At 66.3% G+C, this 22242-nt stretch carries 21 protein-coding genes; 15 read left to right on the top strand and 6 right to left on the bottom strand.

What is annotated here, in order from left to right; all coding sequences use genetic code 11:
• The first annotated feature begins 90 nt into the window (after positions 1-90).
• Entirely contained in the window at positions 91-2163 is a 2073-nt protein-coding gene (locus NMB96_RS04705; RefSeq protein WP_023902105.1) for a tetratricopeptide repeat protein, read from the top strand.
• 174 nt (positions 2164-2337) lie between these two features.
• A complete protein-coding gene (locus tag NMB96_RS04700) occupies positions 2338-2949 on the top strand; it encodes a YbhB/YbcL family Raf kinase inhibitor-like protein (protein ID WP_023902107.1) in 612 nt (203 codons plus the stop codon).
• Between the two features lie 263 nt (positions 2950-3212).
• Here NMB96_RS04700 and NMB96_RS04695 read toward each other — a convergent pair whose 3' ends face one another.
• Positions 3213-4022 carry an META domain-containing protein gene (locus NMB96_RS04695; protein WP_023902109.1) on the bottom strand — a complete coding sequence of 270 codons (810 nt, stop codon included), beginning with the start codon at positions 4020-4022 and terminating at the stop codon, positions 3213-3215.
• A 137-nt stretch (positions 4023-4159) separates the two neighbouring features.
• A complete protein-coding gene (locus tag NMB96_RS04690) occupies positions 4160-4954 on the bottom strand; it encodes an undecaprenyl-diphosphate phosphatase (protein WP_043888822.1) in 795 nt (264 codons plus the stop codon).
• 221 nt (positions 4955-5175) lie between these two features.
• On the opposite strand from NMB96_RS04690, the gene glnA reads away from it, so the two are divergent.
• The 7 genes from glnA to NMB96_RS04655 all read left to right on the top strand — a co-directional run bounded on the left by glnA (position 5176) and on the right by NMB96_RS04655 (position 13141).
• Entirely contained in the window at positions 5176-6585 is a 1410-nt protein-coding gene (glnA, locus tag NMB96_RS04685; protein ID WP_006449210.1) for a type I glutamate--ammonia ligase, read from the top strand.
• 288 nt (positions 6586-6873) lie between these two features.
• The gene (locus tag NMB96_RS04680) at positions 6874-7212 is read left to right on the top strand and encodes a P-II family nitrogen regulator (protein ID WP_002808480.1); all 339 of its coding nucleotides are present in this window, start codon (positions 6874-6876) and stop codon (positions 7210-7212) included.
• A gap of 22 nt (positions 7213-7234) precedes the next feature.
• Positions 7235-8677: an ammonium transporter gene (locus NMB96_RS04675; protein ID WP_006449209.1), complete on the top strand. Its 1443-nt coding sequence runs from the start codon at positions 7235-7237 to the stop codon at positions 8675-8677.
• Positions 8678-8941: 264 nt separating this feature from the next.
• Positions 8942-9997, top strand: coding sequence for a two-component system sensor histidine kinase NtrB (locus tag NMB96_RS04670; RefSeq protein WP_006449208.1), 1056 nt, complete (start codon positions 8942-8944; stop codon positions 9995-9997).
• Complete coding sequence (ntrC, locus tag NMB96_RS04665) at positions 9990-11420, top strand: nitrogen regulation protein NR(I) (RefSeq protein ID WP_006449207.1); 1431 nt, start codon at positions 9990-9992, stop codon at positions 11418-11420. Before NMB96_RS04670 ends, ntrC begins: the two co-directional genes overlap by 8 nt.
• Before the next feature lie 421 nt (positions 11421-11841).
• The gene (locus NMB96_RS04660; RefSeq protein ID WP_023902114.1) at positions 11842-12444 is read left to right on the top strand and encodes a superoxide dismutase family protein; all 603 of its coding nucleotides are present in this window, start codon (positions 11842-11844) and stop codon (positions 12442-12444) included.
• Between the two features lie 49 nt (positions 12445-12493).
• Complete coding sequence (locus NMB96_RS04655; RefSeq protein WP_115037068.1) at positions 12494-13141, top strand: superoxide dismutase family protein; 648 nt, start codon at positions 12494-12496, stop codon at positions 13139-13141.
• A gap of 218 nt (positions 13142-13359) precedes the next feature.
• Here the strand turns inward: NMB96_RS04655 and NMB96_RS04650 are convergent, their stop codons facing one another.
• Positions 13360-14244, bottom strand: a complete 885-nt coding sequence (locus NMB96_RS04650; protein ID WP_168958636.1) for a hypothetical protein — start codon at positions 14242-14244, stop codon at positions 13360-13362.
• A gap of 88 nt (positions 14245-14332) precedes the next feature.
• Here NMB96_RS04650 and NMB96_RS04645 point away from each other — a divergent pair, with 88 nt between their 5' ends.
• The gene (locus NMB96_RS04645; RefSeq protein ID WP_043888825.1) at positions 14333-15628 is read left to right on the top strand and encodes an acetyl-CoA C-acetyltransferase; all 1296 of its coding nucleotides are present in this window, start codon (positions 14333-14335) and stop codon (positions 15626-15628) included.
• 258 nt (positions 15629-15886) lie between these two features.
• Here the strand turns inward: NMB96_RS04645 and NMB96_RS04640 are convergent, their stop codons facing one another.
• The 3 genes from NMB96_RS04640 to NMB96_RS04630 all read right to left on the bottom strand — a co-directional run bounded on the left by NMB96_RS04640 (position 15887) and on the right by NMB96_RS04630 (position 19006).
• Positions 15887-17152 carry a heme biosynthesis protein HemY gene (locus NMB96_RS04640; RefSeq protein ID WP_006449201.1) on the bottom strand — a complete coding sequence of 422 codons (1266 nt, stop codon included), beginning with the start codon at positions 17150-17152 and terminating at the stop codon, positions 15887-15889.
• Positions 17149-18126, bottom strand: coding sequence for a uroporphyrinogen-III C-methyltransferase (locus NMB96_RS04635; RefSeq protein ID WP_023902118.1), 978 nt, complete (start codon positions 18124-18126; stop codon positions 17149-17151). Before NMB96_RS04635 ends, NMB96_RS04640 begins: the two co-directional genes overlap by 4 nt.
• Before the next feature lie 103 nt (positions 18127-18229).
• On the bottom strand, positions 18230-19006 hold the full coding sequence (locus NMB96_RS04630; protein WP_255086384.1) for a uroporphyrinogen-III synthase: 777 nt from the start codon (positions 19004-19006) through the stop codon (positions 18230-18232).
• A 220-nt stretch (positions 19007-19226) separates the two neighbouring features.
• On the opposite strand from NMB96_RS04630, the gene NMB96_RS04625 reads away from it, so the two are divergent.
• The 5 genes from NMB96_RS04625 to secB all read left to right on the top strand — a co-directional run bounded on the left by NMB96_RS04625 (position 19227) and on the right by secB (position 22239).
• Positions 19227-20036: a glycosyltransferase family 25 protein gene (locus NMB96_RS04625; protein WP_023902120.1), complete on the top strand. Its 810-nt coding sequence runs from the start codon at positions 19227-19229 to the stop codon at positions 20034-20036.
• 139 nt (positions 20037-20175) lie between these two features.
• Entirely contained in the window at positions 20176-20646 is a 471-nt protein-coding gene (locus NMB96_RS04620) for a YiiD C-terminal domain-containing protein (RefSeq protein ID WP_043889635.1), read from the top strand.
• Positions 20647-20675: 29 nt separating this feature from the next.
• Entirely contained in the window at positions 20676-21098 is a 423-nt protein-coding gene (locus NMB96_RS04615; protein ID WP_023902122.1) for a hypothetical protein, read from the top strand.
• 76 nt (positions 21099-21174) lie between these two features.
• A complete protein-coding gene (locus NMB96_RS04610) occupies positions 21175-21612 on the top strand; it encodes a rhodanese-like domain-containing protein (protein ID WP_023902123.1) in 438 nt (145 codons plus the stop codon).
• A 111-nt stretch (positions 21613-21723) separates the two neighbouring features.
• Positions 21724-22239 carry a protein-export chaperone SecB gene (gene secB, locus NMB96_RS04605; protein ID WP_006451124.1) on the top strand — a complete coding sequence of 172 codons (516 nt, stop codon included), beginning with the start codon at positions 21724-21726 and terminating at the stop codon, positions 22237-22239.
• Positions 22240-22242 lie beyond the last annotated feature (3 nt).

Raw genomic sequence — 22242 nt, 5'->3', positions numbered from 1 at the left:
GCCGGCTGTGCAGCAGTTCGATGGTCGCTGCGAGTCGGCGTCCCACCGCGCATCGTTACAATAGGCGTTTGTCCTGGACACGCCGCCGCCATGCAAGACGCCATTCTCCAAGCCCTGCGCCGCAATGCGGCCGACGATGCGGTGGCGCTGGCCCGCGAGTGGGTCATCAGCGCGCCGGATAATGCCGCCACCCATCGCTGGCTCGGTCTGGCCCTGCAGCAGCAGGGTCAGCCAGCGCTGGCGCTGGCCAGTATCGAAACCGCGCTGACGCTGACGCCGGAAGATGCCGACCTGCATCTGCTGCGCGCCGGCTTGCTACTGGCCACGCGCGATCTGTCTGCGGCCGATGCCGCGTTGTCGCGCACCACCGCACTCGACCCGAACCAGTTCAACGCCTACGTGATGCAGGCACATCTGGCGGTGGCGCGCGGCGATCTGGATGATGCGCAACGGCTGAGCCGCACCGCGGCGCGGCTGGCGCCGGAGCATCCGCAGCTGCTGGCCGTCGATGGCGTGGTGGAGCTGCGCCGCGGCCAGAGCGACCACGCGCTGTCGCTGCTCACCCGCGCCGCCGAGCAGTTGCCGGACGACCCGCGCGTGCTGTTCGCGCTGGGCTTTGCGTACCTGCAGAAAGAACACTTCGCGTTCGCCGAGCGCGCCTTCGAGCGCGTGGTCGAGCTCAATCCGCCGGGCACCGCGCTGCGCGCCTTCATCGCCCAGCTCGCCCAGCGCCAGGGTCGCCTGGACGACGCGCTGGCCGCGATGCAGGGCGTGTTCGCCCAGCCCGGCGGCGACATCCCGGCCATGCGCCGGCTCGCGGGCGAAATGGAATTGCAGGCCGGTCGTCCCGACCGGGCCGTGGCGCACTTGCGCCTGGCGCTTGCCCACTGGCCGGCCGACCGGCGCACGCTGCACGCGCTACTGACCGCCTGGGAGCGATTGGGTGCGGTCGACGACGCACGCGACACTCTGGACGCGGCGTTGGCCACCTCGGTCAGTGCGCATGATCTATGGCTGGCGCGGCTGGCGGTGGAGCCGGTCGGCGGGCCACAGGCGCAGGCGGTGATCGAGCGTTGGCTGCTGGGCATGCCCGAGCATCTGCCGGCACTGGAAGCGCTGATGCGCGTGCACGACATGCAAGGCCATGCCGAAGAAGCCGAAATGGTGGCGCGGCAGATCGTGGCGGTGGAACCGGGCCGCATCAGCGGCGAGCAGCGCATCGTCGAAGCCTTGCTGGAGCGCGACCCGCCGGCAGCGATCGCCTGCGTCCAATCCTTGATCGACTCGCTGCCGGAGAATCAGCAGACCGTGCTGCGGCCGTGGCTGGGCAATGTGCAGGACCGCGCCGGCCAGCCCGATGCGGCGCTGGCCACCTGGATGCAGTTCCAGCGCGAGCAGGCCCAGCACCGTCTGCCGTTGCCGCCGCAGGCCGCGAAGCAGCCGATGCAGTGGCCGGCGTTGGGCACCATCCCCGACGCGGTGACCGCGCGCCCGCTGTTCGTCTGGGGCGTGCCCGGCTCGCATGTCGAACGCCTGATCGCAGTGATGGGCGCGGCCACCCCGCTGGTGCGCGACGACCGTTACGGCACCACCCCGCCGTCCGACGCGCTGCAGAGCTATCGCAGCGTCGAACAGCTGGCCTCCGGCGAACTGGCGCCGCTGGCGCTGGTGGAAGGCTGGAAGGCGCAGTTGCCGCGGCGCGGTATCGACGACGGCAACGTCATCGACTGGCTGCTGTGGTGGGACAACACCTTGCTCACTGCACTGCGCCCGCACCTGCCCGAAGGCCGGCTGGCAATCGCATTGCGTGACCCGCGCGACATGCTGCTGGACTGGTTGTCGGCCGGTGCGCCTGCGCCGTTGGCCGTGCAATCGCCGCAGCAGGCCACCGACTGGTTGCTGGCGGCCCTGGAGCAGCTCGCCGTGCTGCACGAACGCGATCTGTATCCGCACCGGATCATCCGCCTGGACGGCATCGAGAGCGACCCGCAGGGCATTTCCACCGCACTGGAACAGGCCTTCGGGCTGAGCTTCCCGCTGATCGAGCCGCGCGGCCCCGCACGCCTGGCATCGGGCCGCTGGCGCAACTACCGCAACGTGCTGGGCGCGCAATTCGATCTGCTCACGTTGATCGCAGTGCGCTTCGGTTATCCGCAAGACTGAGCGGCGACCGAAATGGCTGCGCTCACTGTCGGGTGGGCGCGGCATTGTTCGCTGGCGTGATGAACCGGCAGCGATACACCCAACCGAGCGCATCAGAGGGTTCCATTGCGATGGCTTCCACTGCTGCGCAGACCCAGGCACCCTGATCAGCATCATCCCTCACGGAGACCCTGCATGCGCCTGACCAGCAACAGCATCGAAAACGGCAAGCCCATCGCGGTAGAATTTGCGGCCGGCACGCCGGAGGGCTTTGCGCCCAACCGCAACCCGCATCTGGCCTGGAGCGAGGTACCCGAAGGCACGCGCTCGTTCGCGCTGCTGTGCCTGGACCCGGATGTACCGACCGTGCCGGAAACCGTGGGCCGCGACGATGTGCAGATTCCGGTCGACCAGCCACGCACCGATTTTGTGCATTGGGCCATGGCCGATATCCTCGCTGAAGTGCACGAGATCGCCGCAGCCAGTTGCAGCGACGGCTTCGTGCCCAAGGGCAAGTCGCAGCCGGCCGGCCCGGCCGGTGCGCGTCAGGGTCTGAATTCGTACACCGAATGGTTTGCCGGCAATGCCGACATGGCCGGCAACTACCTGGGCTACGACGGCCCGTACCCGCCGTTCAACGACCTGCGCATGCACCGCTATTTCTTCCGCGTGTTCGCGCTGGATGTGGCGCAACTCAGCTTGCCCGAGACCTTCACCGCGGCCGATCTGCTGTCGGCGATCCAGGGCCATGTGCTGGCCGAAGCGGCGTTGCATGGCACCTACACGTTGAACCCGTCGCTGCGTTAAGAGCGCCTAACAACGCCTGTGCCGCCGTCATGCGGGCGCCGTCGCTGCCGAGGAGAGCTGCCGGTTCACACGTTGCCCGGCGGCTCGGTCGTGGCATGTATCAATCGATCACTTCACTCCTGCATGCCGTCTGCGTCCGACCTGACGACCGCTCGCTATCTGTTGGTAGTTGCTGTCAGTAGCCTGCATCTGCACGTCGCATCTGCGCGCGTTGATTGCATCGGCGATCACGCTGATTACGCCACGCAGTCAAAACTCGACTGCTAACCGCTGGCTTCGATCATCTGATCGAGCACATACACCGGTACGCCGTCCGCGCCCGCAGCGGCGGGGTAGCGCGTCACCCGCAGCAAGGTGCGGATACCGGTTTCGTGCTCGAAGCCTTCGATCTTGCCCTCGAAGGTTTGCCAGCGCTGGGTGACGGGCTGTCCGGTTGCATCCTGTTCGCGCAGCTGCAGGCATTGGCGCAACGGGTCGGAGGCGCACGCCACCGTCTCGGCGGCTACTTCGATCAACACCGTCTGGCCGTGGCCGCCATAGCGCGTGTCTGCGGTGGCGATGCCACCGAAAACCAGGCGGGTCCCATCGCTGCGGGTCAGGGTCAGCCGTGGCGCGGTCTGCACGCTGTTCAACGCCACCGCGAAGCGGCCGGACAGCAGCTCGCTGGCGGCGCGTTCCTGCGCCATCCGCCGTGATTCGGCACACAGGCGCTTGCTCGACACCACCCGGCCGATCTGCAACTGCGCCTCGGCCACGCTGTAGTTGGCGCCCAGCGCATTGCAGGTCTGGCTGACCTGGATGCGTTCATCGCTGAAATCCAGTTGCAGTGGCGCAGTGCCCTCGACGAACAGGCTGCGCAATGCGGTGCCGTGCGCATCGCTGGCCTGCTGCAACTGCCAGTGCTGTGCGCGCAGGGCGGCCCGCAGCGAGGCATTGTCGGCGGCCGGTGCGGCTACCGCATCGGCTTGCGCGGCAGCGCTGGGGGAGGAGCCGGGTGCGTCCGGCGAAGCGCCCGACCCGCAGGCCGTCACGCCCGCCGCCAGCAGTGCAGGGGCGAAGAACACGGCACGCATGGGCGGCTCCCGGTGATCGATGCCTCAGTGATACCGCCACCGCGCGGCCAGGGCAATGACGGGCGTCACTGCCTGGGAGCGTGCCACGCATGTCGCGCTCGCTCGAACAGGCATGCCGCGCGGCGACAGTTGAGGCGTCAGGCCGCAGCCGGCAGCCACAACAGCAAGGCTGCGCCAAGCACGATGCGGTAGACCGCAAACACCGTGAAGCGATGCTTCTTGATGTAGCCCAGCAGCCACTTCACCACCACAAAACCGGTGATGGTCGCCGCCACGAAGGCCACCGCCACATCGGCCCAGTTCTCGCTGCCGAAGCCGCCTTCCTTGTACATCTCCAGCAGCGCATACCCACTGGCCGCGAACATGGTCGGGATGCCCACCATGAACACGAAATCCGCCGCCGCCGAGCGCTTGCTCAGGCCCAGCAGCATGGCCAGGAAGATCGCCGAGGCCGAGCGCGAGGTACCGGGAAATACGCCCGCTACCACCTGCGCCAGGCCGACTGCGATGGCCACCTTCCAGGTCACCACGTCGCGCTCGGGCAATTTGCCGGCAAAGTGCTCGGCCACCAGCATCCACAGCCCGCCGATCAGCAGCGCCCAGGCCACCGGATGCACGGTTTCCGGCAGCTGCCAGCCGGCCTTGCGCACGATCAGCCCGACCACTGCAGTGACCAGGAAGGCCACGCCGATCTTGAGCACGTAGTCGCGATTGTCGCGTTGCCCCAGGCCGGTGGCCAGGGTCCACAGCTTCTGCCGCAGCGCCAGGCAGATCGCCAGGATCGCGCCGGCCTGGATGACGATATTGAAGAAGTCAGAACGGCGTCCGAGCCATTGTTCGGCGATCAGCAGGTGGCCGGTGCTGGAGATCGGCAGGAATTCGGTCAAGCCTTCGAGAATGCCCAACAGCAGGGCGGAGATCAGATCGGACATCGGACTGGGGGAGGGATGGGGGAAGCGTCAGGATAGTGCATTGCGGCATGCACCATATCGGTGCTCATTGCGATCAATTAGCACCACCAAGGTGCTAGTGAGGCCTGAGCGGCCTCTAGCGATACAAGCAAAATCAACGACTTGTGAAAGTATGACGCTTGGCACGGTCCCTGCTGTAGTACCGCCCACGAGCCACTTAACTTCCCCTGAGGTTTCTTCCGATGTCCGTGGAAAATGTTGAAAAGCTGATCAAGGACAACAAGGTCGAGTTCGTCGACCTGCGCTTCGTCGATATGCGTGGTGTACAGCAGCACATCACCTTTCCGGCCAATATCATCGAGCCGGCGTTGTTCGAAGAAGGCAAGATGTTCGATGGCAGCTCCATCGCGGGTTGGAAGGGCATCAACGAGTCGGACATGGTCCTGCTCCCGGACGCAGGCACCGCTTATCTGGATCCGTTCTTCGCCGATCCGACCATCGTGCTGACCTGCGACATCCTCGATCCGGCCACCATGCAGAGCTATGAGCGCGACCCGCGCGGCATCGCCAAGCGCGCCGAGGCCTATCTGAAGTCCTCCGGCACCGCCGACCAGGCGTTCTTCGGCCCGGAGCCGGAATTCTTCATCTTCGATTCGGTGCGCTTCGCCAACGACATGGGCCACACCTTCTTCCAGGTCGGTTCGGAAGAGGCTGCCTGGAACACCGGCGCCAAGTACGACGGCGGCAACAGCGGCTATCGCCCGGGCGTGAAGGGCGGCTACTTCCCGGTTCCGCCGACCGACACCCTGCACGACCTGCGTGCGGAAATGATCAAGACGCTGGAACAGGTCGGCATCGAGACCGAAGTGCACCACCACGAAGTGGCCACCGCCGGCCAGTGCGAGATCGGCACCAAGTTCAGCTCGCTGGTGCAAAAGGCCGACGAACTGCTGACGATGAAGTACATCATCAAGAACGTCGCCTATCGCAACGGCAAGACCGCGACCTTCATGCCCAAGCCCATCGTGGGCGACAACGGCTCGGGCATGCACGTGCACCAGTCGTTGACCAAGGGCGGCGTCAACCTGTTCTCCGGCGACGGCTACGGCGGCCTGTCGCAGATGGCGCTGTGGTACATCGGCGGCATCTTCAAGCACGCCCGTGCGATCAACGCCTTCTCCAACTCCGGCACCAACAGTTACAAGCGTCTGGTCCCGGGTTACGAAGCGCCGGTGATGCTGGCCTACTCGGCCCGCAACCGTTCGGCCTCGTGCCGCATTCCGTGGGTCACCAACCCGAAGGCGCGCCGCATCGAAATGCGCTTCCCCGATCCGTTGCAGTCCGGCTACCTGACCTTCACCGCGCTGATGATGGCCGGCCTGGACGGCATCAAGAACCAGATCGACCCGGGCGCGCCCAGCGACAAGGATCTGTACGACCTGCCGCCGGAAGAAGAGAAGCTGATCCCGCAGGTCTGCTCCAGCCTGGATCAGGCGCTGGAAGCGCTGGACAAGGACCGCGAGTTCCTCAAGGCCGGCGGCGTCATGAGCGACGACTTCATCGACGGCTACATCGCGCTGAAGATGCAGGAAGTCACCAAGTTCCGTGCTGCGACCCACCCGTTGGAGTACCAGCTGTACTACGGCAACTGAGTTCCACCGCGGTGATGGCGGAGGCCCCCCCTCCCACCTCCGCCATCGCCGCCCATGTTCGATAGGTCCATGGTCGATGCCGTGGACTTGCAGGGGTCTTGATAAGGGTATCGAGAGAGCACTGGATCGCGACGCGCGGGCCTGACCTCTCCCACGAGGCGGATGCACTGGCATCCGCTGGGGTCTGCGTGCTCGCGAACGAGCGGATGCCGGGGTTGGCATCCAGGGGAATGACACCGCCGGGCGGCGCAATGCCGGCCGGTTTTTTCCACCATTCGGGGTATGCGCATGAAATTGATCACCGCCATCATCCGGCCGTTCAAGCTCGACGAGGTCCGTGAGGCCTTGTCCGCAGCGGGCGTGTCGGGCATCACCGTGACCGAGGTCAAGGGTTTCGGACGCCAGAAAGGCCACACCGAGCTGTACCGCGGCGCCGAGTACGTCGTCGACTTCCTGCCCAAGATCAAGATCGAGACGGTGGTGACCGACGACCGGCTGGACGCAGTGGTCGAGGCGATCCAGAACGCCGCCGGCACCGGCAAGATCGGCGACGGCAAGATCTTCGTGACCGCGATTGAGCAAGTCGTGCGCATCCGTACCGGCGAGATCGGCGCCGATGCGCTCTGAATCCCCCACCCCAGGAGTCCTTATGAAGACAGGTCTTTTCGCCGGGTGGAAAGCCCGGTTCTACAGCGTCTGCATGCTGATGCTGTTCAGTGCGCTGGTGGTGGGCGGCATGGGTAGCGCGCATGCGCAATCCACACCGCAGGTCACCCCGTTGCCGACCGAGCCGGTCACCACCGAACCGCTGCCGTCCGCGCAGCCGGAAGCCGCCCCGGTGGCGGCCGCCGAGGCTGCACCCGTGGTCGAGAAGGGCGATGTCGCCTGGATGCTGACCTCCACGTTGTTGGTATTGCTGATGGTGGTGCCGGGTCTGGCGCTGTTCTATGGCGGCATGGTACGCGCCAAGAACGTGCTGTCGGTGCTGATCCAGGTCGCTGTGGTGTTTTCGCTGCTGACCATCCTGTGGGTGCTCTACGGCTATAGCCTGGCGTTCTCCGGCGAAGGTCCGTGGATCGGCAATCTGGACAAGGCACTGCTCAAGGGCGTGACCATCGAAACCCTGTCGGCCACCTTCACCAAGGGTGTCAGCCTGCCGGAATACGTGTTCGTGGCGTTCCAGGCGACCTTTGCCGGCATCACCGGCGCGCTGATCGTCGGTGCCTTTGCCGAACGTGCCAAGTTCGCCGCGGTGCTGTTGTTCTCGGTGATCTGGTTCACCTTCGGCTATCTGCCGCTGGCGCACATGGTCTGGGCCACCGGTGGTTATCTGTTCGGGCTGGGCGCGCTGGATTTTGCCGGTGGCACGGTGGTGCACATCAACGCCGGTATCGCCGGGCTGGTGGGCGCCTACTTCGTCGGCAAGCGTGCCGGGTTGGGGCGTGAGGCGATCAAGCCGCACAACGTGACCCTGACCTTCGTCGGTGCGTCGCTGCTGTGGGTGGGCTGGTTCGGCTTCAACGCCGGCTCCAACCTGGAAGCCAATGCCGGTGCGGCGCTGGCCTTCCTCAACACCTTGCTGGCCACTGCCGCGGCGGTGCTGGGCTGGTCGTTGACCGAGAAGATCATCAAGGGCAAGTCCTCCGCCCTGGGTGTGGCCTCGGGCATGGTCGCCGGCCTGGTCGGCATCACCCCGGCCTGCGGCACGGTGGGGCCGTTCGGCGCGATCGTCATCGGCCTGGCCGCTGGCGTGCTGTGCGTGTGGGGTGTCACCGGTCTCAAGCGCCTGCTCGGTGCCGACGACAGCCTGGACGTGTTCGGCGTGCATGGCCTGGGCGGCATCATCGGCGCGATCCTGACTGGCGTGTTTTCGGCGGCCTCGCTGGGCGGCCAGAAGGGTGGCGATTACGACATCGTGCATCAGGTCGGCATCCAGGCATTGGGCGTGGGCATCACCCTGGTGTGGATCGGTGTGGTCTCGGTGGTGGGTTTCCTGGTCGCCAAGCTGGTGTTCGGCCTGCGCGTCACCGAAGAAGCCGAGCGTGAGGGGTTGGACATCACCTCGCACGGCGAAGCCGCATACGAGTCTTGAGCATGAACACCCGCAGCCATGCCGCTGCGGGTGGCACGACGACCCGGCCGGGACTGCCCGCCGGGTCCGTTTTTCCCCGCGGCGCTGGTTGGCGCGGGTCAACTGCCGAGGTGCCTGCATGACCAGCCCCACGCCTGTCCCTGTCGGCGCGGATGTGCGCTGGATCGGTGTACGCCACCGCTCGTCGGCCCCGAATTCTTCTCTGCACGCTTCGTCTGGCGCGACATCCGCGCACGTCGATGCTGCTTGCACTAAATTGGTGCAATGGTGATTTCTTCTTCGATGCCTTCGCTGGACAGCCTGGGCACCCCGGTGGCCTGGGCCGACCGCGAGGGCCGTGTGCTGGGCGTCAATCCAGCCTTCGCGCGCTGGCTTGGCGTCAGCGCACGGCGCCTGGTCGATCAACCGCTGGCCGCGCTGGAAGTACAGGGCGATGCGCTCGCCCGCTTCCTGCTCAACGACGAGCGCGATGTGCTGCGTCTGCATCGGCTGGCCCTGGGCCTGCCCAACGACGCACCGCGCTTTGCCGAGGGCTGGCTGTCGCGGCTGGACGACGGCGGCTGGCTGCTGGAAACCCACCCGGTCGACGAATTCCCTGCGCTGGATCCCACCCATGCACTGCCCAATGCCCTCAGCGCTGCGCTCAAGGGCCTGGCGCACGAGCTGCGCAATCCGCTGGCCGGGCTCAAGGGCGCCGCGCAGCTGCTGGCACGCCGTTCGGCCGGGCGCGACGAGGACGAGCGCGAGCTGATCGAATTGATCGGTACCGAGATCGAGCGCCTCAATACCTTGCTCGAACGCCTGCTCTCGCCCACACCGGCGCGCCCGCACGACCGCCTCAATATCCACGTCGTGCTGGAGCGCGTGCTGCGCCTGGCCGAAGCCGAGGGTGGCTGGTCGGTGCAGGTGCAACGCGATTACGACCCCAGCATTCCCGACATCCTTGGCGATGGCGATCGCCTCACCCAGGCGGTCTGGAATCTGGTGCGCAACGCGTTCCAGGCCGGTGCCACCCGGGTGACGTTGCGCACCCGCGTCGAACATGGCCAGCGCATCCGCGACCGCGTGCATGCGATGTCGCTGCGGCTGGAAATCATCGACGACGGCGGCGGTGTGCCCGAAGAACTGGCCGAGCACCTGTTCCTGCCGCTGGTCAGCGGGCGCGCCGAAGGCAGTGGCCTGGGCCTGGCGCTGGCCCAGCAGGTCTCGCGTGAACACCACGGCACCCTGACCTACCGCTCGCGCGCCGGCCATACCGTTTTCACCCTGCTGTTGCCCGAGCTGGCCGGCGATCACGACAAGGAGCATCTGCATGGCTGAGGCCGCCGCCGCATCCCACCATATCTGGGTGGTCGACGACGACCGTTCGGTCCGCTTCGTGCTGTCCACCGCTTTGCGCGATGCTGGCTACGCCGTGGATGGCTTCGAGAGTGCCGCCGCTGCGCTGCAGGCACTGGCCATGCGGCCCACGCCCGATTTGCTGTTCACCGATGTGCGCATGCCCGGCGAAGACGGCCTAACCCTGCTCGACAAACTCAAGTCCAAGCACCCGCAATTGCCGGTGATCGTCATGTCGGCCTACACCGATGTGGCCAGCACTGCCGGCGCGTTTCGCGGCGGCGCGCACGAGTTCCTCTCCAAGCCGTTCGACCTGGACGACGCGGTGGCCCTGGCCGCACGCGCGCTGCCGGATGCCGATGCCGGCGTCGACGCGCTGGTCGGTGTGCCGGTGGCGCAAGGCTCGGCCGCACTGATCGGCGACACCCCGGCGATGCAGGCCTTGTTCCGCGCCATCGGCCGGCTCGCGCAGGCACCGCTGTCGGTGCTGATCAACGGCGAAACCGGCACCGGCAAGGAACTGGTCGCACGCGCGCTGCACAACGAATCGCCGCGCGCGCGTAAATCCTTCGTTGCCCTCAACACCGCCGCCATTCCTGCAGAGCTGCTGGAAAGCGAATTGTTCGGCCACGAAACCGGCGCTTTCACCGGTGCCACCAAACGGCACATCGGCCGTTTCGAACAGGCCGATGGCGGCACGCTGTTTCTGGACGAAATCGGCGATATGCCGCTGCCGCTGCAGACCCGTTTGCTGCGCGTGCTGGCAGAGAACGAATTCTTCCGTGTCGGTGGGCGCGAACTCATCCGTGTCGACGTGCGCGTGATCGCTGCCACCCACCAGGACCTGGAAGCGCTGGTTGAACAAGGCCGCTTCCGTGCCGACTTGCTGCATCGCCTGGACGTGGTGCGGCTGCAATTACCGCCGCTGCGCGAACGCCGCGGCGACATCGCGCAACTGGCCGAAAACTTCCTGGCCATGGCCGGGCGCAAGCTCGACATGCTGCCCAAACGGCTGTCGTCGGCCGCCTTGGAAGGCCTGCGCCACTACGACTGGCCCGGCAACGTGCGCGAACTGGAAAACGTGTGCTGGCGCCTGGCCGCCTTGGCCACCGCCGACATCATCGACGTGGTCGATGTGGAAGCCGCATTGGCGCGTGGCGGCCGTCGCCAACGCGCCGGCCGCAGCGACGGGCAATGGGACGAGATGCTCTCCAGCTGGGCCGCGCAACGCCTGAGCGAAGGCGCCCAGGGCCTGCACGCCGAGGCCCGCGAACGCCTCGACAAGACCCTGCTCGAAGCCGCCCTACAACTCACCCAGGGCCGCCGCGCCGAGGCCGCCGCACGCTTGGGCTTAGGCCGCAACACCGTCACCCGCAAACTCGGCCCGGGGCGCAAACGCCGCTGATGTATCCCCTGACCCCGGCTAAAGCCCGCTCCGCTGGAAGAAGGAACGGCGCGTAGGCGATACAGGCTTACCGCAATCGTGCATCAGACCGCACGCGGAGTTGAGCCCCTCTCCCGCCGGGAGAGGGGTTGGGGTGAGGGTGCGGGGCGAAGCCTACACGCACCCAAACGTCACTAGCGCTTCGCCCGTACCCTCATCCGGCGCTACGCGCCACCTTCTCCCGGCGGGAGAAGGAAACAACGCGCGATCCAGGCTTATCGCAATCGCACATCGTTGCTACCGCGCATCCGTCGACCCGCACCTCAAAACAACCCGACCACCCACACCAACCCCGTAAACTCCCGATCAGCCGGCAAGCGCATTTCATGACACGTGAACATGTGCCCGCATAGGTTTCCAGCCTGATCAGGAGAACAGCTCGATGCGTTACCGGTCGTCCACGATCGTCGCCCTCACCGCTCTGGCGCTGGCCGCCTGCAGCAGCACGCCACCACCGCCGAAGACACCGCCACCGCCCGTGGCGCGTGTCGTGCCCACCCGTCCGGTGCAACAGGCCGAAGCGGCGCTGGCCTCGGCGTCGGGCAGTCTGGTCAGCGGTCGGGTGGTGTTGGTGCCTGCGTTGCAGGGCATTCGTATCACCGGCACCGTCGGTGGCCTGCGCCCGGGCGGTGTTGCCGGCTTCCATGTGCACGAGCGCGGCGATTGCAGCGCCGCCGATGCCAGCAGCGCCGGTGCGCATTTCAATCCGACCGGTGCACCGCACGGGCGCGGCGGTAGCGGCGCGCATCACTTGGGCGACATGGACAATCTTCGCGCAGATGCCGAAGGCGTCGCGCATCTGGACATGATCATTGCCGGCATCACCCTGGGCGATGCCGCGCCCACCGATGTGATCGGCAAGGCGCTGATCGTGCATGCCGATCCAGACGACTATCGCAGCCAGCCCAGTGGCAATGCCGGCGCACGTCTGGCCTGCGGCGTCATTCGCGTCACCCAATGGCGCACACCCCCTTCGCAGCCCTGAGTTGGGGCATCCATGGCCGCAACTACGGCCTCTCTACAGGAGTTTTTTCATGCGCATTCTTCCCACGACGTTGTTCCTGGCCACCGCGTTGGTGCTGACCGCGTGCAAGCGCGACGAACCGGCACCGGCCGATCCCGCACCCGCACCGCAGGCCGGCACGCCAGCCGAAGCGGCGCATGGTGGCGAGCATGCCGCCTCCATGGTCACCGAAGCGGCAGCCACTACCACCGCAACCGCCGAGCTCAAGCCGACCAAGGGCAATGAGGTGAAGGGCACGGTGAGCTTCAAGACCGTCGACGGCGCGCTGCGCGTCACCGGCCAGCTGAGCGGCCTCAAGCCCAACAGCGAGCACGGCTTCCACATCCACGAAAAGGGCGATTGCAGCGCACCGGACGGCAGCAGTGCCGGCGGCCATTTCAACCCGGCCCAATCCGATCACGGCACCGTCAGCGCCGACCCGCATCACGGTGGCGACATGCCCAACATCAAGGCCGACGCGCAGGGCAATGCCAGCATCGATGGCCCGGTCTCGAGCAACGTCAATCTCGGCAAGGCCGACCAGTTCGATATCGCCGGCCACGCCGTGATCGTGCATGCCGATGCCGATGACTACAAAACGCAGCCCACCGGCAACGCCGGCGGCCGTCTGGCCTGCGGTGTGATCACCACCGACAACGCGCCGGCTGCGACCAAGTAAGCAAAAGAAACGGGCAGACAAACAAACGCCGCAGTGATCGATCACTGCGGCGTTATTTGTTTGGTACACACCTGCCAAGCATTGATGCTGGTTTCAGTGCACGGACCAGTTCAGCACATGGATGTAAGGCGCGTAGGGGCGTGCCACGTCCGTCACTGAAAACGCCGGTTTTCCAGTACGCGCCAACAGTTCAACGTCCAAAGTAACCGATGCGTTGCTTACGCAGCCAACGCCTGACGCGGATCCTGCCCCGGTTCCACATGCACATACAGCACTGGCAGCCCATGCGCTTCCAGCACGGCGGCCATCTGCCGCTGGCGTGAGAGGTATTGCTCGTAGACGCCGCGCAGACGCTCGCAGTTTTCGCGGTCGTGGGTGTAGTAATCGCACCAGCCGGCCGGGTCGAACAGCGCGATACGCACTTCGCCGTCGACATAACGCAGCACCGGTTCGGGCGGCTGTTGTAGCCACTCTTCGGTGTGCGGCGCGAGCAGGGCGGCTTCGATCAGCGGCCATAGCGGCGCCAACCCTTGATTGTCGTACTGCATCGAAATCATCGCCGCCAGATCGTTCGCGGTGAGATAGCGCGCGTGTTCGATGCGTGCGCCGAAGCTTTCCTGCGCCAGCAAGGCGGTGTCGGCTTGCGCCATGCCCTGGGCCAGCAGCACTTCCTCCATCGCATCGGCCACGGTGGCGACGATTTCCGGATCGCCGGACAACAGGAACGGCAGCACGCGCAGGCCGCCGCCGGTGAGTTGTGCATCGGCCTGGAACGGCAACGGAATCTCGCCCTGCGCATCGGCACCGAAGGCCAGCACGCGCGGGCCCTGATCGCGTCCTGGTGCGCGCGCCTGCAGCTCTTCCAGCCGGCGATGCAGCGGCCAGCCTGGCCGCAGCACTTCGGCGGGGTCGAAATGCGCCATCGCCACGCTCAGCTCCAGCGCGCGGATCTCCGGGATCCACTGTGCCAGGTCGCGGCCGATACGTTCGGCCAGCATGCCGGCCTGCTCGGGCGCCAAGGCGCCGCGCTCGGGGGCGCTGCCGCCCGTCAATTCCAGCGCCATCACACCCATGGCGGTCACGCCGTGTTCGGTCTTGCTCATGATTCGCGGTTGGCCCATCACGGGGTCGAAGCTACACTGCGGCCATTATGCCTGCCGGCCCTGTGCAGGCCATGTCCCCGAGTCCTCCATGCCAGGTCAACCGATGCCAGCAGCCCGTCCCGTCGCCATCTTGGGCGGCGTTCGTATCCCGTTCTGTCGTCAGAACACCGCGTACGCGGACGTGGGCAACCTGGGCATGTCGGTGCGCACGCTGGGCGCGCTGGTCGAGCGCTTCGGGCTGCATGGGCAGCAACTGGGCGAAGTGGCGATGGGGGCGGTGATCAAGCACTCCTCGGACTGGAATCTGGCCCGCGAGGCGGCGCTGTCGTCCGGCCTGTCGCCGCTGACGCCGGGCATCACCCTGCAGCGCGCCTGCGGCACCAGCCTGGATTCGGTGATCACCATCGCCAACAAGATTGCGCTGGGGCAAATCGATTCGGGCATCGGCGGCGGTTCGGACACGACGTCCGAAGTGCCGATCGTCTACGGCAAGAAGCTGCGCGCGCGGTTGCTGGCCGCCAACCGGGCCAAAGCCACCGGCGACAAGCTCAAGGCGCTGCTGCGTGGCTTCAAGTTCGGCGAGCTCAAGCCCGAGTTCCCCGGCGTGGCCGAGCCGCGCACCGGCAAGAGCATGGGCGACCACTGCGAGGACATGGCCAAGGAATGGAACATCGCGCGCGATTCGCAGGACGCGTGGGCGGTGGCCTCGCATCACAAGCTGGCAGCAGCGTATGAGCGCGGCTTCTTCGATTCGTTGATCGCCCCGTTCCGCGGTGTCTCGCGCGACAATATTTTGCGTGCGGACACCTCGCTGGAAAAACTCGCCACGCTGCGCCCGGCCTTCGACAAGACTTCCGGCCGCGGCACGCTGACCGCGGCCAATTCCACCCCGCTCACCGATGGCGCTGCTGCGGTGCTGTTGTCCAGCGAAGCCTGGGCGCTGGCGCACGGGCACACCCCGATGGCCTATCTGCGCGATGCCCAGGTGGCGGCGGTGGATTTCGTGCATGGCGAAGGTCTGCTGATGGCGCCGACCATTGCAGTGCCGCAGATGCTGGCGCGCCAGGGCCTGACCTTGCAGGACTTCGACATCTACGAGATCCACGAGGCGTTTGCCGCCCAAGTGTTGTGCACGCTGCGTGCGTGGGAAAGCGAAGACTACTGTCGCAATCGCCTTGGTCTGGATGCGCCGCTGGGCCGCATCGACCCGGACAAGATCAACCCGCTGGGCTCGTCGCTGGCCACCGGCCACCCGTTCGCCGCCACCGGCGCGCGCGTGGTGGCCACCGCCGCCAAGCAGCTGGAAGAACGCGGCGGCGGCCGTGCGTTGATTTCGATCTGTACGGCCGGCGGCATGGGCGTGGTCGCCATCGTGGAGCGCTAAGCTGCTGCGCAGCGGGATTAGGCATTTGGGATTGGGGATTCGTAAGAGCAAAGCTCTTAATCTTGCGAATCAGGACATTACCTATCCCGAGGCCTTGGGTCGCGATCTTCGCAGACCTTCGCAGGCCGGGGAGCGTTTGGAGTGGCACTCCCGCTCAGACCCACAAAACAAAAAAAGCCCCGGACATGCCGGGGCCTTTCAGTTAATCCACACATCGCCGCAGAATCGATCAGCCGTGATCGATGACAGCGTGATCGATTACAGCACGCGATCATCCGGTGCGAGCGGGTCGGCCGGCGGTGTTGCATACGCCGAGACGATCGGTCCACGCAGCGATTGCTGCGGCAAACCCTCATGCACCGGTTCGCCGCGTGCGGCGCGCAGGGCATTGGCATAGCAGTGCTGCGCCGACAGCAGATCGCCTGCCGCCGCGAAGCCATGCCCGAGTTCTTCCCAGGCCTCGCTGCCGGCGCCATTGGCCACGGCGCGATGCAGAAATTCTTCGGCCTGCGACCACTGCTGTTGGTGACGCGCCAGGCGCGCCATCGTCAACAACAGGCCCGGGCTGTCCGGATACTGGGTGAGCCAGCGCTGCGCACTGGCGCGGCGCGAGTCGTATTTTTCCAGCGGCAGCACGCCGTACAGACGCACCAGCGATTCGTCCCATTGCGTATCCAGCGCCTGTTCCAGGCTGTGTACGGCCGCATCGTCCCAATGCAGAATCGCCGCGCGCTGTGCGTAGGCGCCGACCACGGCCGGATAGGTGCGCAGCGGCTTGGGCAGCGCTTCCCAGCGTTCTGCCAGGGCATTGGCATCGCCGGCCTGCAACAGCGTCTGTTCGGCCAGCGTGGCCTCCAGCGCGTTGTAGGCATCGGGTGCCAGCACCGCTTGCTGACGCAATGCGCCGAGTTGACCGTAGGCTTCGTCGGCACGGCCGATCTGCGCCAGGGCCTGCGTGCGCAGCAACAGCCCGCGTGCCGGCAGCGGTTGCGCGTTGGCACTATCGAGCGCATTGATCGCCTCGACCGGGCGTTGCCGCGCCAGATGTCGTTCGCCTTGCAGCAGCGCGTGTGCGGTGGGGTCGCGCTCGGCCAGTTGCTGGGCCAGCGCAGTGGCCGAGGCGTCATCGCCGCGCGCATCGGCCACACGGACTGCAGTTGCCAGTGCGATACCGCTGACGTCGTCGTCCTCGCTGGCAGTGACGAGCAGGCGCTCGGCACGCTGCCACTGGCCATGATCGGCCGCGCGCAGGCCTTCGATCAGGCGGGCGCGGCCCTTCTTGCGGCGGTACTTGCCCCAGACCCGGAACGGCAGGCTGATCAGCGTCCACACCAGCCACAGCACCAGCAGCGCGATGACCAGGATCAGCAGCGCCTGCGGCATGGCCGCGCGGTAGTCGTTGCCGCCGACGCTGACCACCACATTGCCCAGGTCGTAACTGTTTTGATGCGACAACCATTGCGCACCGAGCACGCCCAGCGCCACGGCAACCAACAGGATCAAGACGGTACGCAACACTTTCATTGGGTGGATCTCCCTTCACGCATGGCCTGCAGTTGCAGCAGGGTGGTGCCCAGTTCCGGCAGGCGCGGACGCAGTGGCGCTTGTTGCAAGGTGTGCAGGCGCGTACGGGCCTGGCGACGTTGTGGCGAATCCGGCCACAGCCGGGTGGTCCAGGTGTCCACGCGCCGCAGCGATTGGACGAAGCCGTCGACATCGCCGCGTTCGGCGGCAGCGCGGGCCAGGCTGACTTCGATCTGCAAGGCATCGCGCGCGGCGTTGCGGTCGCCGCCGACGAGCAGTGCATCGCCACGGCTGGGGCGAATGTCCACCAGCGGTGCGAGCACTTTCTGCCACCACGGCTGCGCGGCTTCGTTCTCTTGCGCGGTGTGTTCCGGCAGGCGCTGCAGATCGGCGGCGAGTGTGTCCAGCAGTTGACCGGCTTGCGCTTGCGGGCCAGCGCCGAGGCGGTCCAGTGCGTCGCGTTCCTGCACCAGCGCCTGGCGCAGATTGAGATAGCCCGGGTCGTCCACGCCGTTGAGTGCGGCATTGGCCAGCGCATAGGCACGGCGTGCGCCGTCGGCGTCGCCGGCGATACTCAGGCGTTGCTGGCCGAGCCGCAGCAGCAGTTCCACTTCATCCAGACGCAGCGCCTGCGCGCCATGTCGATTGGGATCGGCCAGTTTTTGTACGGTTTCTTCGAGCAACGCGCTGCGCTGGCTCAGCCCGAGCATTTCATCGCGTAAGACACGATTGGTCGCTGCGGCATCCTGCAGGCGCTCGTTGGCCAGGCGCTGATCGCGGCGCAAGGTTTCCAGCATCTGCTGCGTGCCATCCCAGCGTTGCTGCTGCGCTTGGGCCGCCTGCAGCTGCCCGCTTTGATAGGTCTGCCATGCGCGCCAGCCCAGAAACAGCGCCACGCCCACTGCCGCCACGGCAACCGCAAGCAGCAGCCAGGCCACGGGGAAGCGTCGCGTGGAAGCGGGCATTTCAGTCATTGGGACATCCTCGGGCGGTCACGACTGGCGCATGCGCCGCAGTCATCTGGTACAGCATGGCGTGCCGCAGCAGACGCCCGCAAGCGCTGGATGGATTCGGAGTTCAGCAAGGTCGTGATGGTGTCACGATCGCTGCAGCGGCGGCGGCCAATTGCTCGGGCAGTGGACCTGCGGCGCGCACCACATGCGTGAAGCCGGCGGCATGTGCGGATGCGCGCATGCGCTCGCTGGAGGCCGCCACCGGATGGAGTCGCCAGGCATCGACCAACGCTGCGGGCAATTGCTCTAACACCAGCGATAGCGCTTCGGCGCTGCTCAATGCCAGCACGCTGCGTGGCAGTGCCCTGGCCAGGGCGCGCACGGCCGATGCGCGCAATCGCAGCGCGACGCGTTGATAGACATCGGCGCGCAGGACATGGGCGCCACGCTGCTCCAATGCCGGTGCCAGCATGCCGCGCCCGCCTGGCGCAGTGATCAGTGCGACTGTCTGCAATGGGGGCTCGAACAGTGGCATTGCCAGCAGCCCTTCGCTATCCATGCGCGCAGGGCGCACCACTGCATCGATCCCATAGGCCTGCAATGCGCGCGCGGTACCCTCTCCCACGCTCACCCATTGCGCCTGCGCTGGCCGCTGCAGCGGTGAAAGACGCTGCGCGGCGTGCACCGCTGCCGGGCTGGTGAATACCGCGATCGGTGCCTGCAGCGCTTGCTCCAGTGCGGACCGTGCCTGTGCGGTGTCGTTGGTCTGCAGCCGCCACGGCGACAGCGCGAGCAGCCGTCCGCCATGCCGGGCGGCGGCCCGCCGCAGTGGCGCGTGCTCACCGCTGGGCCGCAGCGAGATCAGGGTCCAGGTGTCGGTCGAGGAAGTGGGCCGGGTCATCTCACGATTATGCGAGAACGTTGCGGCGTCAGGGCAAGATGGCACCGCGCCGATGTCGCCGGTGGCGATCTCATCGGACCGGAATGCCGTCACTCGCAGCAGCGTGTGCAGGCGATATTGCCGGCGTTCATGAATGAGATGGGCGTCTCATTTCGTAACCTCTTGTAAATCTCGTGGATCCGGCCACGATCCGCCTCGACAGCCACGCCGGAGTAGTGCCGTGATCAAGTCCTACCTCATCAACATGCAACGCAGTAGCGACCGTTTGCAGGCCATGTCGGCGCGGTTCCAGGCCCTGGGCATGCCGTTCGAGCGCATTCCCGCCTTCGACGGCGCCACGCTGACGCCCGAGCAGATTGCCGATTTCGTGCGCGAACGCCCGCTGGAAGGTTCCGGGGATGGCTTCAGCACCGGCCCGCGCAAGTGGACCGCTTCCAACATCGGCTGCTTTCTGAGCCATCAGGCCGCGTGGCGCATCGCGGCGGACTCCGATGACGCCTACACCGCCATCTTCGAAGACGACATGCATCTGTCCGACGCGCTGCCGGCGCTGTTGCGCAGCACCGAGTGGCTACCGGCGGGCAACAGCATCGTGCGGCTGGAGCCGTCCTACAACCGCATCAAGCTCGATAGCAAGGTCGCCGACATCGGCGGGCGTCAGCTGCGCCTGGTGCGTCCATCCACCTATCAGCACTGCTGGCCGGTGTGCGCCGGCGCGCTGATCATCAGCCGCGATGCGGCACGCTTGTTGCTGGCCGCCGAAGCGCGCTGGCACACCATGGCCGATATTTTTCTGTTCGGCTGGAACGAATCGCCGGTCGCACAGCAGTTGTCCACCTATCAGCTCTCGCCGGCGGCCTGCATCCAGGACAAGTTCTTCCACAACGCCCCGGAGCAGATCGTATTCACCAGCACCATTGATGCGCCGCTGACGCAGGCGCAGAAGCAGCGCAGTGCGCATTGGAAGGCAAAAGCGACCGCGTTGTTGCGTGTGGCGCAGGGCTATCGCAAGGTGGTGTTCGCGCCCTGAGCGGCGCGATAGCGAAGGCCTGCAACGAGACGGCGCTGAACGTGTTTTACCATGCGGTACCGCATGTATTTCAGTGCACAAGACGCTCGCAGAACATTGCGGCATGATGCCGCCCTTCGCCGTCTTTCAGCCTTCGCCGATGACTCCTTCGTGCACGCTCGCATCCGCCCTGCAGTCGCTGCAGCAGCAATTCATTGCCATGCCGCCGGTGCTGTCGATGGGCATCGCCGTCGATGGCTTGCATGACGGCGCGCTGCGCTTGCGTGCGCCGCTGCAGGCCAACGTCAACGACAAGGCCAACGCGTTCGGCGGCAGCCTAGCCTCGCTGATGACGCTGGCCAGTTGGGGCTGGCTGACCCTGCAACTGCAATTGGCCGGACACAGCGCCGATGTGTACGTGGCCGACAGCCAGCTGCGCTACGTCGCACCGGTGTACGAAGACCTGGTCGCCAATGCCGAGCCATCCGAGATGGGCAGTTGGGATGCGTTTCTGGCCACCTTCCGCCAACGCGGCAAGGCGCGTATCGGCATGCGTGCGCAGATTGCGCTGGGGTCGGGCGCGGCAGCGGCGACGCTGAGCGGGCGCTTCGTGGCGTTTCCAAAACGGTAGGATGCGGGCTGGATTTCAGGGGAATGCGCATGCGTGCAGTGATGGGGGCAATGCTGTTGCTCGGGCTGGCGATGGTGAGCGGTGTGGTGTGTGCCGGCAGCCGTGCCCAGGCACGCGCGCTGGAGACCACCCAGGCCGCCTACACGGCCGCCGTGCGCTGGAGCGACTTCGACGCCGCGCAGGGCTTTGTCGAACCCACGTATGCCTTGGCGCATCCGCTCAGCGATCTGGAGCGCTCCCGCTACGAACAAGTGCAGATCTCCGGCTACCGCGAGGTGCGGGTGGGCGAAGATGCCGCCGGCGACCTGCGCCGCGAGGTCGAGTTGCGCGTGATCAACCGCAATACCCAGGCCGAGCGGCTGGTGCGCAGCATCGAGCTGTGGCGCTGGGACGCCGAGCGCAAACGCTGGTGGCTGGCCAGCGGCCTGCCCGATCTGTGGCAGGGCCAATAGCCCGCACCGCTGCGCCCTGGCCGTCGCGTGCGCCAGCTGTGCGACAATTCCCGCCCGCTTGAACGACCCTGACCCCGTGAATTTCGAAGAGCTGCAGGCCTTTGTCGGCCGCAACCCCATGTTGTCGCTGGCCCTGGTGGGCCTGACCATCGCCCTGATCGTCACCGAGGTCGCGCGCCTGTTCCGTGGGTATCGCGCACTCACGCCGGCCGAGCTGACCCGTTTGATCAACAGCGAGAATGCGCTGGTGATCGACCTGTCGCCCACCGCCGATTTCGAAAAAGGCCATATCGCCGGCAGCCGCAATGTGGCGCTGGCCAAGTTCGACCCGGCCGGCAAATTGCTTGCCAACGCCAAGGCCTCCCCCGTGGTGGTGGTCTGCCGTAACGGCAACGCCTCGGCAGGGGCGGCCAAGACGCTCAAGAAGGCCGGCTTCGAGAAGGTGTACTGGCTCGATGGCGGTGTGGCTGCCTGGCAGATCGCCGAGCTGCCGCTGGTCAAGGGTCGCGCCTGATCTCACCTTGTACGGCGGCAGGCAAGTCCCCATTGCTTGCGTGAGAGACTCGCGCTTTCACGCCTGCATCATTCAACGCTGCATCCACCGAACCGTTTTTTGGAGTTAGGAATGTCCGACGAAATCATCAACGGCGCCGTTGCGCCGGCCGACGCCGCTGCTGGCCCCGCTTTCACCATCGAGAAGATTTACGTCAAGGACGTTTCTTTCGAATCGCCGAACGCGCCGGCCGTCTTCAATGACGCCAACCAGCCCGAGCTGCAGCTGAACCTCAATCAGAAGGTGCAGCGCCTCAACGACAATGCCTTCGAAGTCGTGCTGGCCGTGACCCTGACCTGCACCGCCGGTGGCAAGACCGCCTACGTGGCCGAAGTGCAGCAGGCCGGCGTGTTCGGCCTGGTCGGTCTGGAGCCGCAGGCGATCGACGTGCTGCTCGGCACCCAGTGCCCGAACATCCTGTTCCCGTATGTGCGCACCCTGGTCAGTGACCTGATCCAGGCCGGTGGCTTCCCGCCGTTCTACCTGCAGCCGATCAACTTCGAAGCCCTGTACGCAGAAACCCTGCGCCAGCGCTCGCAGGGCGAAGGCACCTCGCTGGCCGATTCCGAGCCGGCTGGCAACGCCTAAGCG

It is taken from the genome of Xanthomonas hortorum, assembly GCF_024339125.1.
Taxonomy (GTDB): Bacteria; Pseudomonadota; Gammaproteobacteria; order Xanthomonadales; family Xanthomonadaceae; genus Xanthomonas; species Xanthomonas hortorum.
Note: the sequence above shows the minus strand (reverse complement) of the source record. Positions and strands in the feature narration are given on the sequence as shown.

Bases quoted from the DNA above. Each gene is read 5' to 3' on its own strand.
- secB (WP_006451124.1), top strand. From the start codon at position 21,724: ATGTCCGACGAAATCATCAACGGCGCCGTTGCGCCGGCCGACGCCGCT.
- NMB96_RS04650 (WP_168958636.1), bottom strand. From the start codon at position 14,244: ATGAGCAAGACCGAACACGGCGTGACCGCCATGGGTGTGATGGCGCTG.
- NMB96_RS04640 (WP_006449201.1), bottom strand. From the start codon at position 17,152: ATGAAAGTGTTGCGTACCGTCTTGATCCTGTTGGTTGCCGTGGCGCTG.
- ntrC (WP_006449207.1), top strand. From the start codon at position 9,990: ATGGCTGAGGCCGCCGCCGCATCCCACCATATCTGGGTGGTCGACGAC.
- NMB96_RS04675 (WP_006449209.1), top strand. From the start codon at position 7,235: ATGAAGACAGGTCTTTTCGCCGGGTGGAAAGCCCGGTTCTACAGCGTC.
- NMB96_RS04655 (WP_115037068.1), top strand. From the start codon at position 12,494: ATGCGCATTCTTCCCACGACGTTGTTCCTGGCCACCGCGTTGGTGCTG.
- NMB96_RS04695 (WP_023902109.1), bottom strand. From the start codon at position 4,022: ATGCGTGCCGTGTTCTTCGCCCCTGCACTGCTGGCGGCGGGCGTGACG.
- NMB96_RS04645 (WP_043888825.1), top strand. From the start codon at position 14,333: ATGCCAGGTCAACCGATGCCAGCAGCCCGTCCCGTCGCCATCTTGGGC.
- NMB96_RS04680 (WP_002808480.1), top strand. From the start codon at position 6,874: ATGAAATTGATCACCGCCATCATCCGGCCGTTCAAGCTCGACGAGGTC.
- NMB96_RS04700 (WP_023902107.1), top strand. From the start codon at position 2,338: ATGCGCCTGACCAGCAACAGCATCGAAAACGGCAAGCCCATCGCGGTA.
- NMB96_RS04660 (WP_023902114.1), top strand. From the start codon at position 11,842: ATGCGTTACCGGTCGTCCACGATCGTCGCCCTCACCGCTCTGGCGCTG.
- NMB96_RS04615 (WP_023902122.1), top strand. From the start codon at position 20,676: ATGCGTGCAGTGATGGGGGCAATGCTGTTGCTCGGGCTGGCGATGGTG.
- NMB96_RS04630 (WP_255086384.1), bottom strand. From the start codon at position 19,006: ATGACCCGGCCCACTTCCTCGACCGACACCTGGACCCTGATCTCGCTG.
- NMB96_RS04705 (WP_023902105.1), top strand. From the start codon at position 91: ATGCAAGACGCCATTCTCCAAGCCCTGCGCCGCAATGCGGCCGACGAT.
- NMB96_RS04690 (WP_043888822.1), bottom strand. From the start codon at position 4,954: ATGTCCGATCTGATCTCCGCCCTGCTGTTGGGCATTCTCGAAGGCTTG.
- NMB96_RS04635 (WP_023902118.1), bottom strand. From the start codon at position 18,126: ATGACTGAAATGCCCGCTTCCACGCGACGCTTCCCCGTGGCCTGGCTG.
- glnA (WP_006449210.1), top strand. From the start codon at position 5,176: ATGTCCGTGGAAAATGTTGAAAAGCTGATCAAGGACAACAAGGTCGAG.
- NMB96_RS04670 (WP_006449208.1), top strand. From the start codon at position 8,942: ATGGTGATTTCTTCTTCGATGCCTTCGCTGGACAGCCTGGGCACCCCG.
- NMB96_RS04620 (WP_043889635.1), top strand. From the start codon at position 20,176: ATGACTCCTTCGTGCACGCTCGCATCCGCCCTGCAGTCGCTGCAGCAG.